Raw genomic sequence first — 16,690 nt, 5'->3', positions numbered from 1 at the left:
AAACGGCGGCAGAGAGATCTGCCGCCGTTTTTCATTCTGCGTCTGTCAGAAACGTAACGCTGTCGCCCAAGGCGACCCTGCCCGGTTCCAGCACCTCTGCGTACCAGCCGCCATGCCCGCGCATCGCATTGTATCCGCCGCGGCCCAGCACTTCCTCCATCCTTGAACATGGCGGGCAAGGCCCGGTGACCTGCAGCACCGCACTGCCAACCCGCAGCGCCGCCTTGCGCAGGGCTGCAAGGTTGATGCCTGAAATCACAAGGTTTCGCCGCAACTGCTCCGGCTGCACCGCGCCTATACGGGCGAGGGCCGCGATAACCGGCAAGTGTTCCGCCTGGATCAGGGTCACAGCACGTTTACCGGCCTTGGCGTGATCGCCGACCAAGCCATCCAGGGACACTTCGGCGCTGCCGGGCGTCTGAACGTCTTCTCGCCGCCCGGGACGCAGCCCGATCCATGCCACCCGGCCCGGGGCCGCATGGCATTTCAGCATCTCCGCAAAGGCGGTGACCATTACTCGGAGGTTTCGACCACGATCAGCTCGCGCTCGGAGGCACCGCGCGCATGGTCCAGCGCCTCCTGGTATTCGGCACTGTGATAACAGTCGACTGCCGCTTCAACGCTGGGAAATTTAGCAACGACGTTGCGCGGGCGCTCCTTGCCCTCCAGCTGCACGAACCGGCCGCCGCGGGCGATGAACTCGCCGCCATGCTTGGCGATGGCCGGGCCTGCCAGTTCGGCATATTTGCCATAGGCATCGGCGTCGGTGACGGTCACATGTGCAATCCAAAGCGCGGGCATCGGAGCCTCCAGGGTTGATGATCTTTCCGGCAGCTTAGGCCGTACGCCGGAAAGACCAAGTGTTTTTTTGACCAGATGGTCAGCCCGCCAGCACGGCCTCCGCAGCCTTGATCGCCTCCTCGGCGCCGGAGAAGTCCTTGCCGCCGCCCTGGGCCATATCCGGACGGCCGCCGCCGCCCTTGCCGCCAACGGCCGGAACCGCGGCCTTGAGCACGTCCACGGCAGAGACTTCGCCGGTCAGATCGTCGGTCACGCCGGCGGCCACGGCCACCTTGCCGTCTTCTTCGGCGATCAGCAGGATCACACCGGAGCCGATGTTTTGCTTGTGCTTGTCGATCAGGCCGCGCAGGTCCTTGCCGGACACGCCCTTGAGCGCCTGGGCCAGGAACTTCTTGCCATTCACGTCCTTGGCCTCGGCGCCACCGCCGGAGCCGCCGCCCATGGCGATCTGCTGCTTGAGGTTGGAAATCTCGTTCTGCAGCGCCTTGCGCTCGTCCATCATCGCCTTGAGACGGTCCAGAACCTCCGCAGGCTGCGCCTTCAGGGCCGCTGCGACCTCGGCCATCCGGCCCGCTTCGCGCTCCAGATGCTCCACCGCCGCCGCGCCGGTCAGCGCCTCGATCCGGCGCACGCCAGCCGACGAAGCGCTGTCGCCCAGAATGACAAAGGTGCCGATGTCGCCGGTCTGCTTCACATGGGTGCCGCCGCACAGCTCGATCGAATAGGTGTCACCGTCATGGCCCTTGCCTGTGGCTGCGCGGCCCATGGAGACAACGCGGACCTCGTCACCGTATTTCTCGCCGAACAGCGCCTGAGCGCCCAGTTCGCGCGCATCATCCGGGGTCATGATCCGGGTGGAGACCGGCGTGTTCTGGCGGATGAAATCATTCACCTCGGCGCCGACCTTGGCCAGTTCCTCCGCGCTCATCGCCTTGTTGTGGCTGAAGTCAAACCGCAGCCGGTCCGCCGCATTCAGCGAGCCCTTCTGCGCCACATGCTCCCCCAGCGCGTTGCGCAGCGCCTCGTGCAGCAGATGGGTGGCCGAGTGGTTGGCCCGGATCTTGCTGCGGCGGTCGTGGTCCACTTCCATCGCGGCGCCCTGCCCGACGGCGATCTCGCCCTCGGTCACTTCGGCGAGGTGCAGGAACAGGCCCTCCACCTTTTTGGTGTCTGTGATGCGCGCCGCGCCGCCGGCAACGGTCAGCACGCCGCTGTCACCCACCTGGCCGCCGCTTTCGCCGTAAAACGGCGTCTGGTTCAGGATGATCTGAACCGTGTCGCCCTTGGCGGCGGATTGCAGCTGCGCCCCGTCCTTGACGATGGCGACAATCTGGCCCTCGGCCTTTTCAGTCTCATAGCCCAGGAAATCAGTGGTGCCGGCTGCATCGACAATATCGAAGTAAACCTTCACATCCGCCGCTTCGCCCAGCCCGATGCCGCCAGCGCGCGATTGCTCCTTCTGGGCCTTCATCGCGGCGTCAAAGCCGCCGGTGTCGACCTCGATCTCCTTGGCGCGCAGCGCGTCCTGGGTCAGGTCGAGCGGGAAGCCATAGGTGTCATACAGTTTGAACGCAGTTTCACCCGGCAAGACGTCACCTTTGCCCAGACCGGCAGAGGCCTCATCCAGCAGCTTCAGGCCGCGGTCCAGGGTCTTGAGGAAGCGGGTTTCCTCCTGCTCGAAGGTCTCTTCGATCAGCGCCTGCCCCTGGCCAAGCTCCGGATAGGCGGCACCCATCTTCTGCACCAGCGACGGAACCAGCTTGTGCATCACCGGATCGTTGGCGCCCAGCAGCGAGGCATGGCGCATCGCGCGGCGCATGATCCGGCGCAGAACATAGCCGCGGCCTTCGTTCGAGGGCAGCACGCCCTCGGCGATCAGGAAGGAGCAGGACCTCAGGTGATCGGCGATCACCCGGTGATGCACGTTCTGATCCCCGAACGGATCGGTGTTCGTCGCGTTCGCGGACGCCTCGATCAGCGATCTGAACAGATCGGTTTCATAGTTGTCATGGGTGCCCTGCAGCAGCGCCGCAATCCGCTCCAGCCCCATGCCGGTGTCGATGGACTGCATGTCCAGATCGACCATCGTGCCGTCCGCGAACCGCTCGTTCTGCATGAAGACGAGGTTCCAGATCTCGATGAAACGGTCGCCGTCTTCCTCCGGAGAACCCGGAGGGCCGCCCCAGATGTGGTCGCCGTGGTCATAGAAGATCTCGGTGCAGGGGCCGCAGGGGCCGGTGTCGCCCATCTGCCAGAAATTGTCGGAGGTCGCGATGCGGATGATCCGGTCCTCCGGCACGCCCATTTTCTTCCAGATCTCAAAGGCTTCGTCATCGGTGTGATAGACGGTGGTGTAGAGCCGGTCCTTCGGAATATCGAACTCCTTGGTGATCAGCTCCCAGGCAAAGGGGATCGCCTCCTCCTTGAAGTAGTCGCCGAAGGAGAAGTTGCCGAGCATCTCAAAGAATGTGTGGTGGCGCGCGGTATAGCCCACGTTGTCGAGATCGTTGTGCTTGCCGCCGGCCCGGACGCATTTCTGCGACGACGTCGCGCGCTTGTACTCGCGGGTTTCCACCCCGGTGAAGCAGTTTTTGAACTGCACCATGCCGGAGTTGGTGAACATCAACGTGGGATCGTTGCGCGGCACCAGCGGGCTGGAGTCGACCACCTCGTGCCCGTTTTTGGCAAAGTAGTTCAGGAAGGTAGAGCGGATATCGTTGAGCGTCGGCATGTGCGGGATCTCTTGCGGGCTTAAAACAAGCGTTCCGGGCAGGTTTACCCGCCTGCCGGGGCACTGTCTACAGCGGGAAGCGGCGGTGCCGATGAAAAAGGGCGCAGCCTGCGCCGCGCCCCCGTGTTGCTGAGATTTGATCAGATTATCCGGCGCTTAGGCCTCAAGGATATCATCGGCACTGTCCAGATCCGGGCGCTGGAAATCCAGCCCGTGCGAGGCGCGGATCTTGTCCTCGATGTCATAGGCGATGGAGGGGTTTTCGCGCAGGAACACCTTCGCGTTCTCGCGCCCCTGCCCAATACGCTCATCCCCGTAGGAGAACCATGCGCCGGACTTGTTGACGACACCGGCCGCCACGCCCAGGTCCAGCAATTCGCCCATCTTGGAGATGCCTTCGCCATACATGATGTCGAATTCCACCTGCTTGAACGGCGGCGCAACCTTGTTCTTCACCACCTTGACGCGGGTGGAGTTGCCGACCACTTCGTCCCGGTCCTTGATCGAGCCGATGCGGCGGATATCGAGACGGACGGAGGAGTAGAATTTCAGCGCGTTGCCGCCGGTGGTGGTTTCCGGGCTGCCGAACATCACGCCGATCTTCATGCGGATCTGGTTGATGAAGATCACCATGCATTTGGAGCGGCTGATGGAGCCGGTCAGCTTGCGCATCGCCTGGCTCATCAGGCGGGCCTGCACGCCGACGCTGCTGTCGCCCATGTCGCCCTCAAGCTCCGACTTCGGGGTCAGTGCCGCCACGGAGTCGACGATCACCATGTTGACCGCGCCGGAGCGCACCAGCGTATCGGTGATTTCCAGCGCCTGTTCGCCGGTGTCGGGCTGCGAGATCAGCAGCTCATCCAGGTCGACGCCCAGCTTGGCCGCATACTGCGGGTCCAGCGCGTGTTCCGCGTCGACAAAGGCGCAAACGCCGCCCTTTTTCTGCTGTTCCGCAATGCAGTGCAGCGTCAGCGTGGTCTTACCCGAGCTTTCCGGGCCGTAGATTTCGACGATCCGGCCCATCGGCAGACCGCCGATCCCCAGCGCGATGTCCAGCCCCAGGGAGCCGGTCGAGCTCGCCTCGATCTCCTGCAGGGCCGTGCCATCGCCCAGCTTCATGATGGAGCCCTTGCCGAACTGCCGCTCAATCTGGGCAAGCGCGCTGTCGAGCGCCTTTTGCTTGTCACCGCTAATTTTATTTTTCATGGTCAAAAGATCCGCCATAGTCCCTTGTCCCTTTCTATCTGTCACACACCGGGGCGTGCGGCAATCACTGCTTTGTTCACCTCTTGTTCCTTATGAGATCAAAAAGAGAACATTGCAACCGAAAACTGATGTACCCACTTCAGGGGCGGGGTGTTAAAGAAAGATTTATGGTTAAGGCAGAGCAATAAAATTTACCGGGCAGTTAACGGAATGATGATATTTTTCAAGGAACGGCTGGCGCTTCTGTCCGTTCCCAAGACCGGCACCACCGCCTTTCAGGCGGCGTTGCGCGACCGCGCCGATCTGGTGATCTCCGACCCGCCTGAGCTGAAGCACGCGCCGCTTTACCGCTATAACCGCTGGATCCGGCCGATGTATGAAAAGGTCTGCGGGGCCGAGCTGGAGGTTGCCGCGGTGATGCGGGAGCCGGTCAGCTGGCTGGGCAGCTGGTACCGCTACCGCCAGCGGCCTGCGCTGGACGGTCAGCCCAATTCCACCAAGGACGTGAGTTTCGAAGACTTTCTGAACGCCTGCTGCAAGGGCAACCCGCCCGCCTATGCCAATGTTGGCAGCCAGGCGAAGTTTCTGGAAGCGCAGCCGAACGGCTGCAAGGTCAGCCATCTGTTCCGGTATGAGGACCGGAACGCGCTGAAAACATTTCTCGAACAGCGGTTGGACACGGAACTGCACCTGGAGCGCAAGAACGTCAGCCCGGCAGCGGATCTGCCGCTCAGCCCGAAGGCTGAGGCCCGCCTGCGGCGCAAACGGGCGCCGGAGTTCGAGCTGTACCAGTCCATCCCGCTCCGCTGAAAGCCACAAGCCGCCGGGTCCGGCGGCTTTGATCTTTAAAGCTGCCGCCCGGGGCTCAATGCAGCTGGGCGTGCACCGTCTCGGTCAGCTGGTTCAGCGAGAAGGGCTTGGGCAGGAACACAGAGTTCGGCACCTCCGGCTGCGCCTCGCCAAAGGCGCCTTCGGCATAGCCGGAGACAAAGACAACACGGGTATCGGGCCGTTCCTTCAGCGCTTCGCGCACCCAGCTGGGACCATCCATGCCAGGCATCACCACGTCGGTGACAAAGACATCCACCGTCAGGCCGGGATCTTCCAGCGTGCGCAGCGCATCCTCGGCCGATTCCGCCTCCAGCACGGTATAGCCGCGCATCCGCAGCGCACGCGAGGCAAAGGCCCGCACCGGCGCCTCGTCCTCGACCAGCAGCACCACGCCCTCGCCGTGCTGGTTGGCCGCGGTCTTGTCTTCCGCCACCGCAGGCTTTTCAACGGGCAGCGCATCCGCCTGCTGCTTGAAGACCGGGAAGAACAGGGTGAATTGGGTGCCGTGCCCCTGCACCGAGTCGACAAAGATATAGCCGCCGGTCTGCTTGATGATGCCATAGGCCGTGGACAGGCCCAGGCCGGTGCCCTCGCCCGTGCGCTTGGTGGTGTAGAAGGGTTCGAACACCTTCTGCAGCTTGTCGGGCGCGATCCCGACCCCTTCGTCGGAGACCTTCACGGTGACCCAATCGCCGGCGGGCACGGTGGCGCGGTCCCGCTCCAGCGGCTTGTCCAGCGCCAGAACCTCTGTCTCGACCCGGATCTCCCCGCCCTGAGGCATCGCATCGCGCGCGTTCACCACCAGGTTCATCAGCACCTGTTCCAGCTGCCGCTTGTCGGCGCGGATGGATTTCATCACCGGATCGTGGCTGAGGGTCAGGGTGACCTTCTCGCCGACGAGCCGGTTCAGCAGATGGGTCAGATCCGACAGCGTGTCGCGCACATCCAGGATCTCCGGCTGCAGCGTCTGCTTGCGCGAGAACGCCAGCAGCTGGCTGACCAGCGAGGCCGCACGGTTGGCATTTTCATGGATCTGGATCAGATCGCCATAGTCCTGGTCGCCCTGATCATGGCGCAGCAGCAGCAGGTCGCAATGGCCGGAAATCGCCGTCAGCAGGTTGTTGAAGTCATGCGCCACACCGCCCGCCAGCTGGCCGATCGCCTGCATCTTCTGGCTTTGCACAAACTGCGCTTCCAGCGTCTTCAGCTCGGTCGCGTCGTTCAGCACCGCAATCAGAACCGGGGTGCCCTCTTCGACGACGCGGGTCAGGGTGACCTGGACAAAGACCTCCTTGTCCGAGCGGGACAGGCGCAGGAATTCGGATTTGTTCGGCGCCAGCCCGTCAGCGGTGTCGCGCAGCCAGTCGGACATCGGGCGGCCGAGGCCTTCCATCAGCTGGCCGAGTTTCAGATTGGCGCAGCTCTCCACCCCCAGCAGGCGCAGCGCCATCCGGTTGGTGGTCAGGATCTCGCCGGTGGGCGCGACCTTGAGGAACGGAACCGGCAAAGCCTCCAGCCCGGCCTGCGCCGCGTCCAGCCCGCTTTCGTCCACTTCCATCATGAACAGCTCGCTGCGGCCCTGATTCCGGTTGTTTTCTTTGACCAGAACCTGCACCGGGCCATTCTTGGTGCTGAGCGTGTTGATCCGCCCCGGCAGAACCGGCAGCGCCGGAAACAGGCGGTCAGTCGACTTCACCCGCTCGCCGATCAGGCTGCGGGCTGCCTCGTTCATGAACAGGACAGCGCCGGTGCGGCCAACGGTGATCATCGGCACCGGTATCGCCTCCGCACCGCGCCCATTGCCGCCGCGCTCCAGAATATCCTCAACCCGCCACAGGAAGCTACCGCCCGTCATCTGATGCACCGCCAGCCGGACATGGCCGCGCCGGGTCACGATATCCTCGCGCGCGGCACCATCGACGCGGGCGCGGCTTTGCAGCCGGTACAGCACCGCAGACGGGTTCGCCAGGATCGACCGCAGCGTGCCCGGCAGCGTGTCACGGCTGCCATCCTGAAACCGCTTCACCGCTGCGCCGTTGCAGGCATGGATCACCCCGTCGTCATCGGTGACAAAGCTGGGGGTTGCATCTTTTTCGATAAAACCGGTCAGCAGTTCCGCCGCCATCGCCCGCGCATTCAGCCGCATCCGGGTCTGCACCGCCATCAGCCCCGCCACCGCCGCCAGCGTCAGCCCCACCATGATAAACCCGCGGCTCATCCAGTCGGGCAGCGCAAACAGCCAGGGGCCGGACATCAGCATCACGGCCAGCAGCAGCGTGGCGGCCAGCCGGGCATGCTCAGGCGCGTAAACGCGCAGTTCCGGAACGGAAGTGTCTTGGCGACCGGACATTACGGCTCCATCCATGGTCAGTGCTTGGTGACGCCATAACGCGGCGGCTTTGGTTAAAACCACGTTAAGAAAAACAAAGGGTTTCCCGGCCGCGACCCTATCAACCAGCCTTTGCGCGCGTCAACACGGCTACATAGAAGCCATCGGTGCCGTCCTGCACCTGCCAGCTTTGTTCCGCCGCCAGGGACCACTCAGGATTTTGCCCGATAAAGGTTTGAACCTGCTGGGTATTTTCAGCCTGTAGCATGGAGCATGTCGCATAGGCCAGCGTGCCGCCCGCCGCCGTCAGACCGGCCGCCGTGCGCAATATTTCCGACTGGGTTTCCTGCAAGGCGCGCAAGCTCTCCGGCGTCAGCCGCCATTTACCCTCGGGCGCCCGCCGCCAGGATCCGGACCCGGAACAGGGCACATCGCACAGCACGAGGTCAAAGGGACCAGTGCGAGCAACATCCGCGGAGGTGAGAAGCGTCACACCGGCGCCTGCCCGCGCAGCGCGCTCCGGCAGGTCCTTCATCCGCTTGGGATCGGCGTCATGGGCGTGCAGCCGGATCCGGGCGCGGGCCGCCATGGCAAGGCTCTTGCCGCCGCCGCCGGCGCAGTAATCGAGGACGGACATGCCGTCCGTCAGCGGCAGCCGCTCGACCACCGCCTGGCTGGCGGCATCCTGCAACTCCACCAGACCGTCCGAATAGGCCTTGGCATTGCGCAGCTTGCGGGCGCCTTCGGTGACTTCCAGCGCGGTGGCAGCAGCGGGGTGCGGCCGGGTGGCAATACCGTCCGCGGCCAAGGCCTCCTGCGCCTGCTGCAGGGTTCCGCGGGACGTGTTCACCCGCAGATGCACCGGGGCACGGCTGCGCAAGGCTTGCGCGGCGGATTCGGCCCCGGCGCCAAGGCTCGTGCTGAACGCGGGCCACAGCCAATCGGGAATATCCAGCGCCTCAGCCCCTTCCGGCGGCGGCGGCAGCAGGCGTTCCGCCTCGCTCAGCGGCGCGGGGGCGTGGCCCTGGCCGGTAAACACGTCATCCGGATCCTGCCCCGCCTCGCGCAGGGCGCCAAGGATCAGGCCGCGCCCGCTGCGCGCGCCGCCAAGCGCGGCATGAGAGCGCAAGCAGCGCAGCGCGGTGAACACATGGTCGCGCACCGCGGCGCGGTCCTTGGAGCCGGCGAAGCGGCTGCGCCGCCCCCAGGAGGTCAGCGCCTTTTCCGCAGGCTCCCCCGCCAGCACCTGGTCGAGGATTTCAATGGCCGCCTGCAGGCGGGCGGCGGGGGTCATGCCCCTGCCCCGGTGTCACATGCGGCCATCATCAGCTTAGCCCACCCGGTAGTTCGGCGCTTCGCGGGTGATCTGAACGTCATGCACGTGGCTTTCCTTCAGACCGGCACCGGTGATGCGGACAAAGTTGCAGTTCCTGCGCATCTCATCCACGGTGGCACAGCCGGTATAGCCCATCGCCGCGCGCAGGCCGCCGACGAGCTGATGCACCACCGGACCGGCGCCGCCCTTGTACGGCACCTGGCCTTCGATCCCTTCCGGCACCAGCTTGTCGCTAGCGGCATCCTTCTGGAAATAGCGGTCAGCCGAGCCGCGCGCCATTGCGCCCATCGAGCCCATGCCGCGGTAGGATTTGAACGAGCGGCCCTGGTACAGGATCACCTCGCCAGGGGACTCATCGGTGCCCGCAATCATCGAGCCGACCATGGCGCAGGAAGCACCTGCCGCAATCGCCTTGGCAAAATCGCCGGAGAACTTGATGCCGCCATCGGCAATCACCGGAACATCGCCGGCCGCGCCTGCGCAATCCATGATCGCGGTCAGCTGCGGCACGCCGACGCCCGCCACCATGCGGGTGGTGCAGATCGAGCCCGGGCCGATGCCGACCTTGACCGCATCCGCGCCCGCGTCAATAAGCGCGCGGGTCGCTTCCGCGGTGGCTACGTTGCCGGCAATCACCTGCACATTGCTGTATTGCGCCTTGATCCGCGTCACCGCGTCGATCACGCCCGCGGAATGGCCGTGCGCGGTGTCCACCACGACAATGTCCACCCCCGCGTCGATCAGGGCCTCGGAGCGCTCAAAGCCGCTGTCGCCGACGGAGCTGGCGGCCGCCACACGCAGGCGGCCCAGTTCATCCTTGCAGGCAGTGGGGTGCAGAACCGCTTGTTCGGTGTCCTTGAGGGTAAGGAGGCCGGTCAGCTTGCGGTTCTTGTCAGAGACCAGCAGCTTTTCGATCCGGCGCGCCTTCATCAGCGACTTGGCCTCTTCCAGATCGGCGGGCTCCTGCAGCATCGCCAGATTGTCCGAGGTCATCATCACCGAAACCGGCGTGCTGTCATCAGAGGCAAAGCGCATGTCGCGGTTGGTGACGATGCCGACAACGCGGCCGGCCTCGTCCACCACCGGGAAGCCGGTCACCCGGTAGCGCTCCTGCAGGGCCTTGGCGTCGGCCAGCGTCTGGTCTGCGGTCAGGGTGATGGGGTTATAGACGATGCCGGAGACAAAGCGCTTCACCCGGCGCACTTCGCGGGCCTGCTCTTCGGTGTTGAGGTTCTTGTGGATCACACCCATGCCGCCGGCCTGCGCCATCGCAATCGCCATGCGGGACTCGGTCACCGTGTCCATCGCAGAGCTGAGCAGCGGGATGTTCAGCGACACCGACCGCGTCACCCGGGTGCGGGTGTCGGCAGTGCTGGGCAGCACGCTGGACGCGCCTGGCACCAAAAGAACATCATCAAAGGTGAGAGCCTCACGAATCTGCATTTGTCATCCCCATGCATAACCCCGTTTGGCGGTGACCCTATGGCACAGAACCGCCCGGGGGAAAAGAGGCAGAGGGCAAGAATTCCTGCAGTGCAGAAAACCCGGCTTTTCCTGACTTGCATCAAGGTTCTGTTTCACAGGAACGTTAGGACTGTGCTGCATCGAACCGCGAACAGGATCCCCCATGCCCCGACCGTTGGACAACATCACCATCCTGGACCTCACCCATGTGCTGGCCGGCCCCTACTGCTCCATGATCCTGTCGGATCTGGGCGCGCGGGTCATCAAGGTGGAGCGTCCCGGCGGCGGTGACGATACCCGCACCTTCCCGCCGTTCAAGGACGGCGAAAGCGCCTATTTCGCCACCATCAACCACGGCAAGGAAAGCATCGCGCTGGATCTGAAGGCCCCGGACGACCGCGCCATATTCGAGCGGCTGCTGGCACAGGCCGATGTGCTGCTGGAAAACTTCCGCCCCGGGGTGATGCAGCGGCTGGGCTATGGCTGGGAGGCGCTGCACGCGCAGTACCCCCGGCTGATCTACGGCGCGGTATCCGGCTTTGGCCACAGCGGGCCGGATGCCCTGAAACCGGCCTATGACATGGTGGTCCAGGCCCGCGGCGGGGTGATGTCGATCACTGGCGAAAAGAACCGCGAGCCGGTGCGGGTCGGTGCCTCGATCGGGGACATCGTGGCCGGCATGTTTCTGGGTCACGGCATCCTGGCGGCGCTTCTGGACGTGCAGAAAACCGGCGAGGGCAAATTCGTCGACGTGGCCATGCTCGACAGCCAGCTGGCGCTGCTGGAACACGCTATCGCCATCACCTCGGTGACCGGTGAGGCGCCGCAGCCTTCTGGTGCGCGGCATCCCTCGATCACCCCGTTCGAGACATTTCACGCCTCTGACGGGCTGTTTGTGATTGCGGCCGGCAATGACGCGCTGTTTGCGCGGCTGTGCGATGTGCTGCAGCTCCCGCTGGCCGGGGACGCGCGCTTTGCCACCAACCCCGCCCGCTGCGACAACGCCCGGCTGCTGAAACGGCTGATCGAGGCAGTGACCCTGGAGGACACAAAGGCGCATTGGATCGCCCTGCTGACTGAGGCCGGCATTCCCACCGGGCCGATCCAGACCGTCGACCAGGTGCTTAAGGATCCGCAGATCCTGGCCCGCAATATGGTCGTGGATGTGCTGGACGATGATGGCCGCCCCGAATATTTGTCAGCCGGCAATCCGATTAAGATGAGCGGCCTGCCCGATCCCGCAACCCGGCCCCCTGCGCCGCGGCTGGACGGCAGCCGGGCGCAGATTCTGGCGTGGCTGGAAGAGGTTGAACGGCAGCAGACCGCCTAGTCGGCACGGGCGCCGGAAATCCGCATTCCAAAGTCATCAATTCGCAAAAATGCCGCCGGCAGGCGGGAAAATGCCGCCCCCTGCCTTTCGCTTGCCGCAAAAGCCCATATGCTCCGCCTAAATTGCGGAATGAGAAGGCCACAGGCATGACTGACGAACCCCTCGTTGTGTTTACCCCCTCCGGCAAGCGCGGGCGTTTCCCCGCGGGCACGCCGATCCTCACCGCCGCCCGGCAGCTGGGGGTCGACCTCGACTCGGTCTGCGGCGGCCGCGGCATCTGTTCCAAGTGCCAGATCACTCCCTCCTATGGCGAGTTCCCCAAACACGGCGTCACCGTGCAGGAGGGCGCGCTCAGCGAATGGAACCAGGTCGAGCAGCGCTACAAGGACAAGCGCGGCCTGATCGACGGCCGCCGCCTGGGCTGCCAGGCCACCGTGCAGGGCGACGTGGTGATCGACGTGCCGCCGGAAAGCCAGGTCCACCGCCAGGTCGTGCGCAAGCGCGCCGAGGCCCGCGAGATCACCATGAACCCCTCCACCCGGCTCTATTACGTCGAGGTGGAAGAGCCCGACATGCACAAGCCCACCGGCGATATGGAGCGGCTGATCGAGGCGCTGAACAGCCAGTGGAACTTGAAAGGCGTGAAAACTGACCTGCATATCCTGAGCGTTTTGCAGCCCGCCCTGCGCAAAGGCGGCTGGAAAGTGACCGTCGCGGTGCATCTGGGCGACGCAAACCACCCGCCCAAGATCATGCACATCTGGCCGGGCTTCTACGAGGGCTCGATCTACGGGCTGGCCGTCGACCTCGGCTCCACCACCATCGCCGCACATCTCTGCGACCTGCAAACCGGCGAGGTCGTGGCCTCCTCCGGCATCATGAACCCGCAGATCCGCTTTGGCGAAGACCTGATGAGCCGGGTGTCCTATTCGATGATGAACAAGGGCGGCGACAAGGAGATGACCCGTGCGGTGCGCGAGGGCATGAGTGCCCTGTTCACCCAGATCGCCACGGAGGCGGGAATCGACAAGGCGCTGATCGTGGATGCGGTGTTTGTCTGCAACCCGGTGATGCACCACCTGTTCCTTGGCATTGACCCGTTCGAACTGGGCCAGGCACCGTTTGCCCTGGCGACCTCCAACGCGCTGGCGCTGCGCGCAAGCGAGCTGGAGCTGAACATCCACCCTGCCGCCCGCGTCTACCTGCTGCCTTGCATTGCCGGCCACGTGGGCGCCGATGCCGCTGCGGTGGCGCTGTCGGAAGCCCCCGACAAATCCGAGGATCTGGTGCTGGTGGTCGATGTGGGCACCAACGCCGAAATCCTGCTGGGCAACAAGGAAAAGGTTCTGGCCTGCTCCTCCCCCACCGGCCCCGCGTTCGAGGGCGCGCAGATTTCCAGCGGCCAGCGCGCCGCGCCCGGCGCCATCGAGCGGGTGGAGATCAACCCGGAGACCAAGGAACCCCGCTTCCGGGTGATCGGCTCCGACGTCTGGTCGGACGAGGACGGTTTTTCGGAATCCATCGCCACCACCGGCATCACCGGCATCTGCGGCTCCGGCATCATCGAGGCGATTGCCGAAATGCGTATGGCAGGCTTGGTGGATGCCTCCGGCCTCATCGGCTCTGCCAGCCAGACCGGCTCTGCCCGCTGCATCAAGGACGGGCGCACCAATGCCTATATGCTGTGGGACGGCTCCGCCGACGGCGGCCCGACCATCACCGTCACCAACCCGGACATCCGCGCCATTCAGATGGCCAAGGCCGCGCTTTATTCCGGCGCGCGCCTCCTGATGGACAAGTTCGGCGTCGACAAGGTGGACCGGGTGGTTCTGGCCGGCGCTTTCGGCGCGCATATCTCTGCCAAACACGCGATGGTGCTGGGCATGATCCCCGATTGCCAGCTGGACAAGGTGACCTCGGCCGGCAACGCCGCAGGCACCGGCGCCCGCATCGCGCTGCTGAACACCGAAGCGCGCGCCGAGATCGAGGAAACCGTCCGCAACATCGAGAAGATCGAAACCGCCGTCGAGCCCCGCTTCCAGGAGCATTTCGTGAACGCCTCGGCGATCCCGAACTCAGCCGAACCCTTCCCGATTCTGGGCACCGTGGTGACGCTGCCGCAGGTGAATTTCAACACCGGCGGCGGTGATGGCGACGGTGCTGGCGGCGGCCGCCGCCGCCGCCGCCGCGGCTAAGCTGGAACCGGCAAGAATTTCGCTGCGGCGCCCTTGACCTTGGCGCCGCGGCGGCATAATCCTGCCTTCACAAGCGGGTATGGTGAAATGGTATCATGCGAGCTTCCCAAGCTTAAGGCGCGGGTTCGATTCCCGCTACCCGCTCCAACTCTCCCTATTTCTCAGGCAACTGCCGCGCGTTTCCTTGACGCGGCCGCCTGAGCGCTCAAGCTGCGCGCGGCTTCCCTTATTGTGATAGACTTGCTTCGCAGGCCCGAATGTTATGGGCTGCCAGTTTGGGAGGGTACCAGTATGACACGCCACTATTTCGCCGCCGCATTCCTTTGCGCCTTCAGCGCCGGGGCCGCAGGTGCAGGCACGACCTGGGAACAGGGCGGATCCGGAACCGGCACCGCAACCAGTTCGGCCACGGAGATCGCCGATGGCCACATGGTGATGCAGATCAGCAGTTCCTACGAGAACGTGGAGATGGAGGACGCGGAACACCCGATGAACGGTGCCGCCGGACCCTGCTTCGGCGCAGTTGAGGCCGCACCTGCCGGGGTAACCGGCAGCGGCATCTGCGCCTTTACCGACAGCGCCGGCGAAAAGGTCGTGCTGCACTGGGACGCCGAGGGCATGGACGGCTCCGGCGCGCTGACCGGAACCTGGACCCTGGGCGGCGGCACCGGCCCATGGGCCGATGCGAAGGGCGGCGGAACGTTTTCGTCGCTGACCGACCCTGAGACCGGAAAATTCGTGAACACCATCACCAGCAGCGTGACCATGCCCTGAGGCGGTGCGGTCCGGCTCTGCCTGAGGACACTCCAGCGGATCGCGGCCCGGTTTCCGGGCGGCGGTCCGCCAGCGCCCTACTGCGCGTCTTGAACGAACCTGAGGAGCGCGCGCGTGGATCCGTCCTTCCCGTCCGCAGACCCCTCGCCGCGCAGCAGGGGCAGCAGGGAATTGGCCAGCTCCTTGCCCAGCTCCACGCCCCATTGGTCAAAGGAGTTGATGCCCAGAATCACACCCTCGACGAACACCCGGTGCTCATAAAGCGCGATGATCTGGCCCAGCACATAGGGCGTCAGCTGCGGGTAGATCAGCGTGGTGGAGGGCCGATTGCCCGGGAACACCCGGTGCCGCGCCTGCCTCTCCAGCTCCGTTCCCTCGTAGCCGGCGGCCTTCATCAGCGCGCAAGCCTCTTCCAGGCTGCGGCCGCGCATCAGCGCCTCGGATTGCGCCAGGCAATTCACCACCAGCAGCTGGTGATGCCGGTCCAGCTCCGGCTCATGCCCCTTTGCTGCGACCAGAAACTCGGCAGGCGCAACCGTGGTGCCCTGGTGCAGCAGCTGGTAGAACGCGTGCTGGCCGTTGGTGCCGGGCTCGCCCCAGACAACCGGGCCGGAATTGTAGGGCAAGGGCGTGCCGTCCATGGCAACCGACTTGCCGTTCGATTCCATTTCCAGCTGCTGCAGATAGGCCGGCAGCCGCCGCAGCCGCTGGTCATAGGGCAGCACCGCGCGCGTCGGCCAGCCGCAGACCTGATGGTGCCAGATCCCGGTCAGCGCCAGCATCGCCGGCATGTTCTGCTCCCACGGGGCCGTGCGGAAATGGTCGTCCATCGACTTTCCGCCTGCCAAAAAGTCGCGGAAATGCTCAGGCCCGACCGCCAGCATCAGGCTCAGCCCGATCGGTCCCCAGACCGAATAGCGGCCGCCAACCCAGTCTTCAAAGCCGAACACATGCTCGGGCGGGATGCCGAAGGCCGCGGTTTCCGCCTCCGACGTCGACAGCGCCAGAAACTGCCGCGCCGCCGCGCCGCCGCCTGCCTCCACCCAGCGCCGCGCCGTGGCGGCGTTGGTCATGGTTTCGACAGTGGTAAACGTCTTGGAGGCAACGATCACCAAAGTTGTTTTGGGATCAAGCCGTTGCAGAATGTCATGAATGTGGGCGCCATCGACGTTGGACACGAAATGGCAGCGCGGGCCATCGTGGTACGGCGCCAGCGCCAGCGTTGCCATCACCGGCCCCAGGTCGGAACCGCCAATGCCGATGTTGACCACATCGGTAAAGGCGCCGCCCGGCCCGGCCAAGGCGCCGGAGCGCACCCGGCGCGCCAGATCCTCCATCCGCTCCAGCGTTTGCCGCACAGGCGCCCGCACGTCCTCTCCATCGACCAGCAGCTCCGGCCCGTCCGGATCGCGCAAAGCGGTATGCAGCACCGCGCGCTGTTCAGTCTCGTTGATCAGGCCGCCGCCGAACATCGCCGCACGCCGCCCGGCAACATCCCGCGCCTCGCAGAGTTCAATCAGGCCCGCGCGCACCTTTTCAGTGATCCGGGTCTTGGAATAGTCGAACAGCAGCGTCTCGAACTGCACGCTGAACGCGCTGGCGCGCTGCGGGTTCTTCTCGAACAGCTCAGGAATATTTTCGCCGCATTTTTCGGCATGCAGCGTCTTCAAGGCATCGAACATAGTTAGCTTTC

At 64.8% G+C, this 16,690-nt stretch carries 12 protein-coding genes and 1 tRNA gene; 5 read left to right on the top strand and 8 right to left on the bottom strand.

Annotated features, from left to right (window positions below; all coding sequences use genetic code 11):
* Window positions 1–31 precede the first annotated feature (31 nt).
* The 4 genes from DAEP_RS0104955 to recA form a co-directional block, all read right to left on the bottom strand.
* Window positions 32–514, bottom strand: coding sequence for an MOSC domain-containing protein (locus DAEP_RS0104955; RefSeq protein WP_027243877.1), 483 nt, complete (start codon window positions 512–514; stop codon window positions 32–34).
* Window positions 514–801: a DUF1330 domain-containing protein gene (locus tag DAEP_RS0104950; protein WP_008554596.1), complete on the bottom strand. Its 288-nt coding sequence runs from the start codon at window positions 799–801 to the stop codon at window positions 514–516. Before DAEP_RS0104950 ends, DAEP_RS0104955 begins: the two co-directional genes overlap by 1 nt.
* A 79-nt stretch (window positions 802–880) precedes the next feature.
* Window positions 881–3,532 (bottom strand): alanine--tRNA ligase, encoded by a 2,652-nt coding sequence (gene alaS, locus DAEP_RS0104945; protein ID WP_027243876.1) that lies wholly within the window; start codon window positions 3,530–3,532, stop codon window positions 881–883.
* Between the two features lie 156 nt (window positions 3,533–3,688).
* A complete protein-coding gene (gene recA, locus DAEP_RS0104940; protein ID WP_008553780.1) occupies window positions 3,689–4,756 on the bottom strand; it encodes a recombinase RecA in 1,068 nt (355 codons plus the stop codon).
* A gap of 192 nt (window positions 4,757–4,948) precedes the next feature.
* Between recA and DAEP_RS0104935 the strand changes: the two genes are divergently transcribed.
* Window positions 4,949–5,548 (top strand): hypothetical protein, encoded by a 600-nt coding sequence (locus tag DAEP_RS0104935; RefSeq protein WP_027243875.1) that lies wholly within the window; start codon window positions 4,949–4,951, stop codon window positions 5,546–5,548.
* A 55-nt stretch (window positions 5,549–5,603) separates the two neighbouring features.
* Here the strand turns inward: DAEP_RS0104935 and DAEP_RS0104930 are convergent, their stop codons facing one another.
* The 3 genes from DAEP_RS0104930 to guaB form a co-directional block, all read right to left on the bottom strand.
* Complete coding sequence (locus tag DAEP_RS0104930; RefSeq protein ID WP_027243874.1) at window positions 5,604–7,919, bottom strand: ATP-binding response regulator; 2,316 nt, start codon at window positions 7,917–7,919, stop codon at window positions 5,604–5,606.
* Between the two features lie 100 nt (window positions 7,920–8,019).
* Window positions 8,020–9,192 (bottom strand): RsmB/NOP family class I SAM-dependent RNA methyltransferase, encoded by a 1,173-nt coding sequence (locus tag DAEP_RS0104925; RefSeq protein ID WP_027243873.1) that lies wholly within the window; start codon window positions 9,190–9,192, stop codon window positions 8,020–8,022.
* A gap of 36 nt (window positions 9,193–9,228) precedes the next feature.
* Complete coding sequence (gene guaB / locus DAEP_RS0104920) at window positions 9,229–10,677, bottom strand: IMP dehydrogenase (protein WP_008556239.1); 1,449 nt, start codon at window positions 10,675–10,677, stop codon at window positions 9,229–9,231.
* 184 nt (window positions 10,678–10,861) lie between these two features.
* Here guaB and DAEP_RS0104915 point away from each other — a divergent pair, with 184 nt between their 5' ends.
* The 4 genes from DAEP_RS0104915 to DAEP_RS0104900 all read left to right on the top strand — a co-directional run bounded on the left by DAEP_RS0104915 (window position 10,862) and on the right by DAEP_RS0104900 (window position 14,997).
* Window positions 10,862–12,028, top strand: a complete 1,167-nt coding sequence (locus DAEP_RS0104915; protein WP_027243872.1) for a CaiB/BaiF CoA transferase family protein — start codon at window positions 10,862–10,864, stop codon at window positions 12,026–12,028.
* 146 nt (window positions 12,029–12,174) lie between these two features.
* Entirely contained in the window at window positions 12,175–14,223 is a 2,049-nt protein-coding gene (locus tag DAEP_RS0104910) for an ASKHA domain-containing protein (protein ID WP_027243871.1), read from the top strand.
* 73 nt (window positions 14,224–14,296) lie between these two features.
* Window positions 14,297–14,370, top strand: a tRNA-Gly gene (locus DAEP_RS0104905).
* Window positions 14,371–14,514: 144 nt separating this feature from the next.
* Window positions 14,515–14,997, top strand: a complete 483-nt coding sequence (locus DAEP_RS0104900) for a hypothetical protein (protein ID WP_027243870.1) — start codon at window positions 14,515–14,517, stop codon at window positions 14,995–14,997.
* A gap of 77 nt (window positions 14,998–15,074) precedes the next feature.
* On the opposite strand, the gene pgi is transcribed toward DAEP_RS0104900, so the two are convergent.
* On the bottom strand, window positions 15,075–16,679 hold the full coding sequence (pgi, locus tag DAEP_RS0104895; protein ID WP_027243869.1) for a glucose-6-phosphate isomerase: 1,605 nt from the start codon (window positions 16,677–16,679) through the stop codon (window positions 15,075–15,077).
* Window positions 16,680–16,690: the final 11 nt, after the last annotated feature.

Origin of the sequence: Leisingera daeponensis DSM 23529 (assembly GCF_000473145.1) — a bacterium.
Taxonomy (GTDB): Bacteria; Pseudomonadota; Alphaproteobacteria; order Rhodobacterales; family Rhodobacteraceae; genus Leisingera; species Leisingera daeponensis.
The sequence above is the reverse complement of the archived record's forward strand: the minus strand, read 5'-3'. Positions and strand labels throughout refer to the sequence as shown.

Coding starts and splice junctions, on each gene's coding strand:
- DAEP_RS0104955 (WP_027243877.1), bottom strand. CDS start 514: ATGGTCACCGCCTTTGCGGAGATGCTGAAATGCCATGCGGCCCCGGGC.
- DAEP_RS0104950 (WP_008554596.1), bottom strand. CDS start 801: ATGCCCGCGCTTTGGATTGCACATGTGACCGTCACCGACGCCGATGCC.
- alaS (WP_027243876.1), bottom strand. CDS start 3,532: ATGCCGACGCTCAACGATATCCGCTCTACCTTCCTGAACTACTTTGCC.
- recA (WP_008553780.1), bottom strand. CDS start 4,756: ATGGCGGATCTTTTGACCATGAAAAATAAAATTAGCGGTGACAAGCAA.
- DAEP_RS0104935 (WP_027243875.1), top strand. CDS start 4,949: ATGATGATATTTTTCAAGGAACGGCTGGCGCTTCTGTCCGTTCCCAAG.
- DAEP_RS0104930 (WP_027243874.1), bottom strand. CDS start 7,919: ATGTCCGGTCGCCAAGACACTTCCGTTCCGGAACTGCGCGTTTACGCG.
- DAEP_RS0104925 (WP_027243873.1), bottom strand. CDS start 9,192: ATGACCCCCGCCGCCCGCCTGCAGGCGGCCATTGAAATCCTCGACCAG.
- guaB (WP_008556239.1), bottom strand. CDS start 10,677: ATGCAGATTCGTGAGGCTCTCACCTTTGATGATGTTCTTTTGGTGCCA.
- DAEP_RS0104915 (WP_027243872.1), top strand. CDS start 10,862: ATGCCCCGACCGTTGGACAACATCACCATCCTGGACCTCACCCATGTG.
- DAEP_RS0104910 (WP_027243871.1), top strand. CDS start 12,175: ATGACTGACGAACCCCTCGTTGTGTTTACCCCCTCCGGCAAGCGCGGG.
- DAEP_RS0104900 (WP_027243870.1), top strand. CDS start 14,515: ATGACACGCCACTATTTCGCCGCCGCATTCCTTTGCGCCTTCAGCGCC.
- pgi (WP_027243869.1), bottom strand. CDS start 16,679: ATGTTCGATGCCTTGAAGACGCTGCATGCCGAAAAATGCGGCGAAAAT.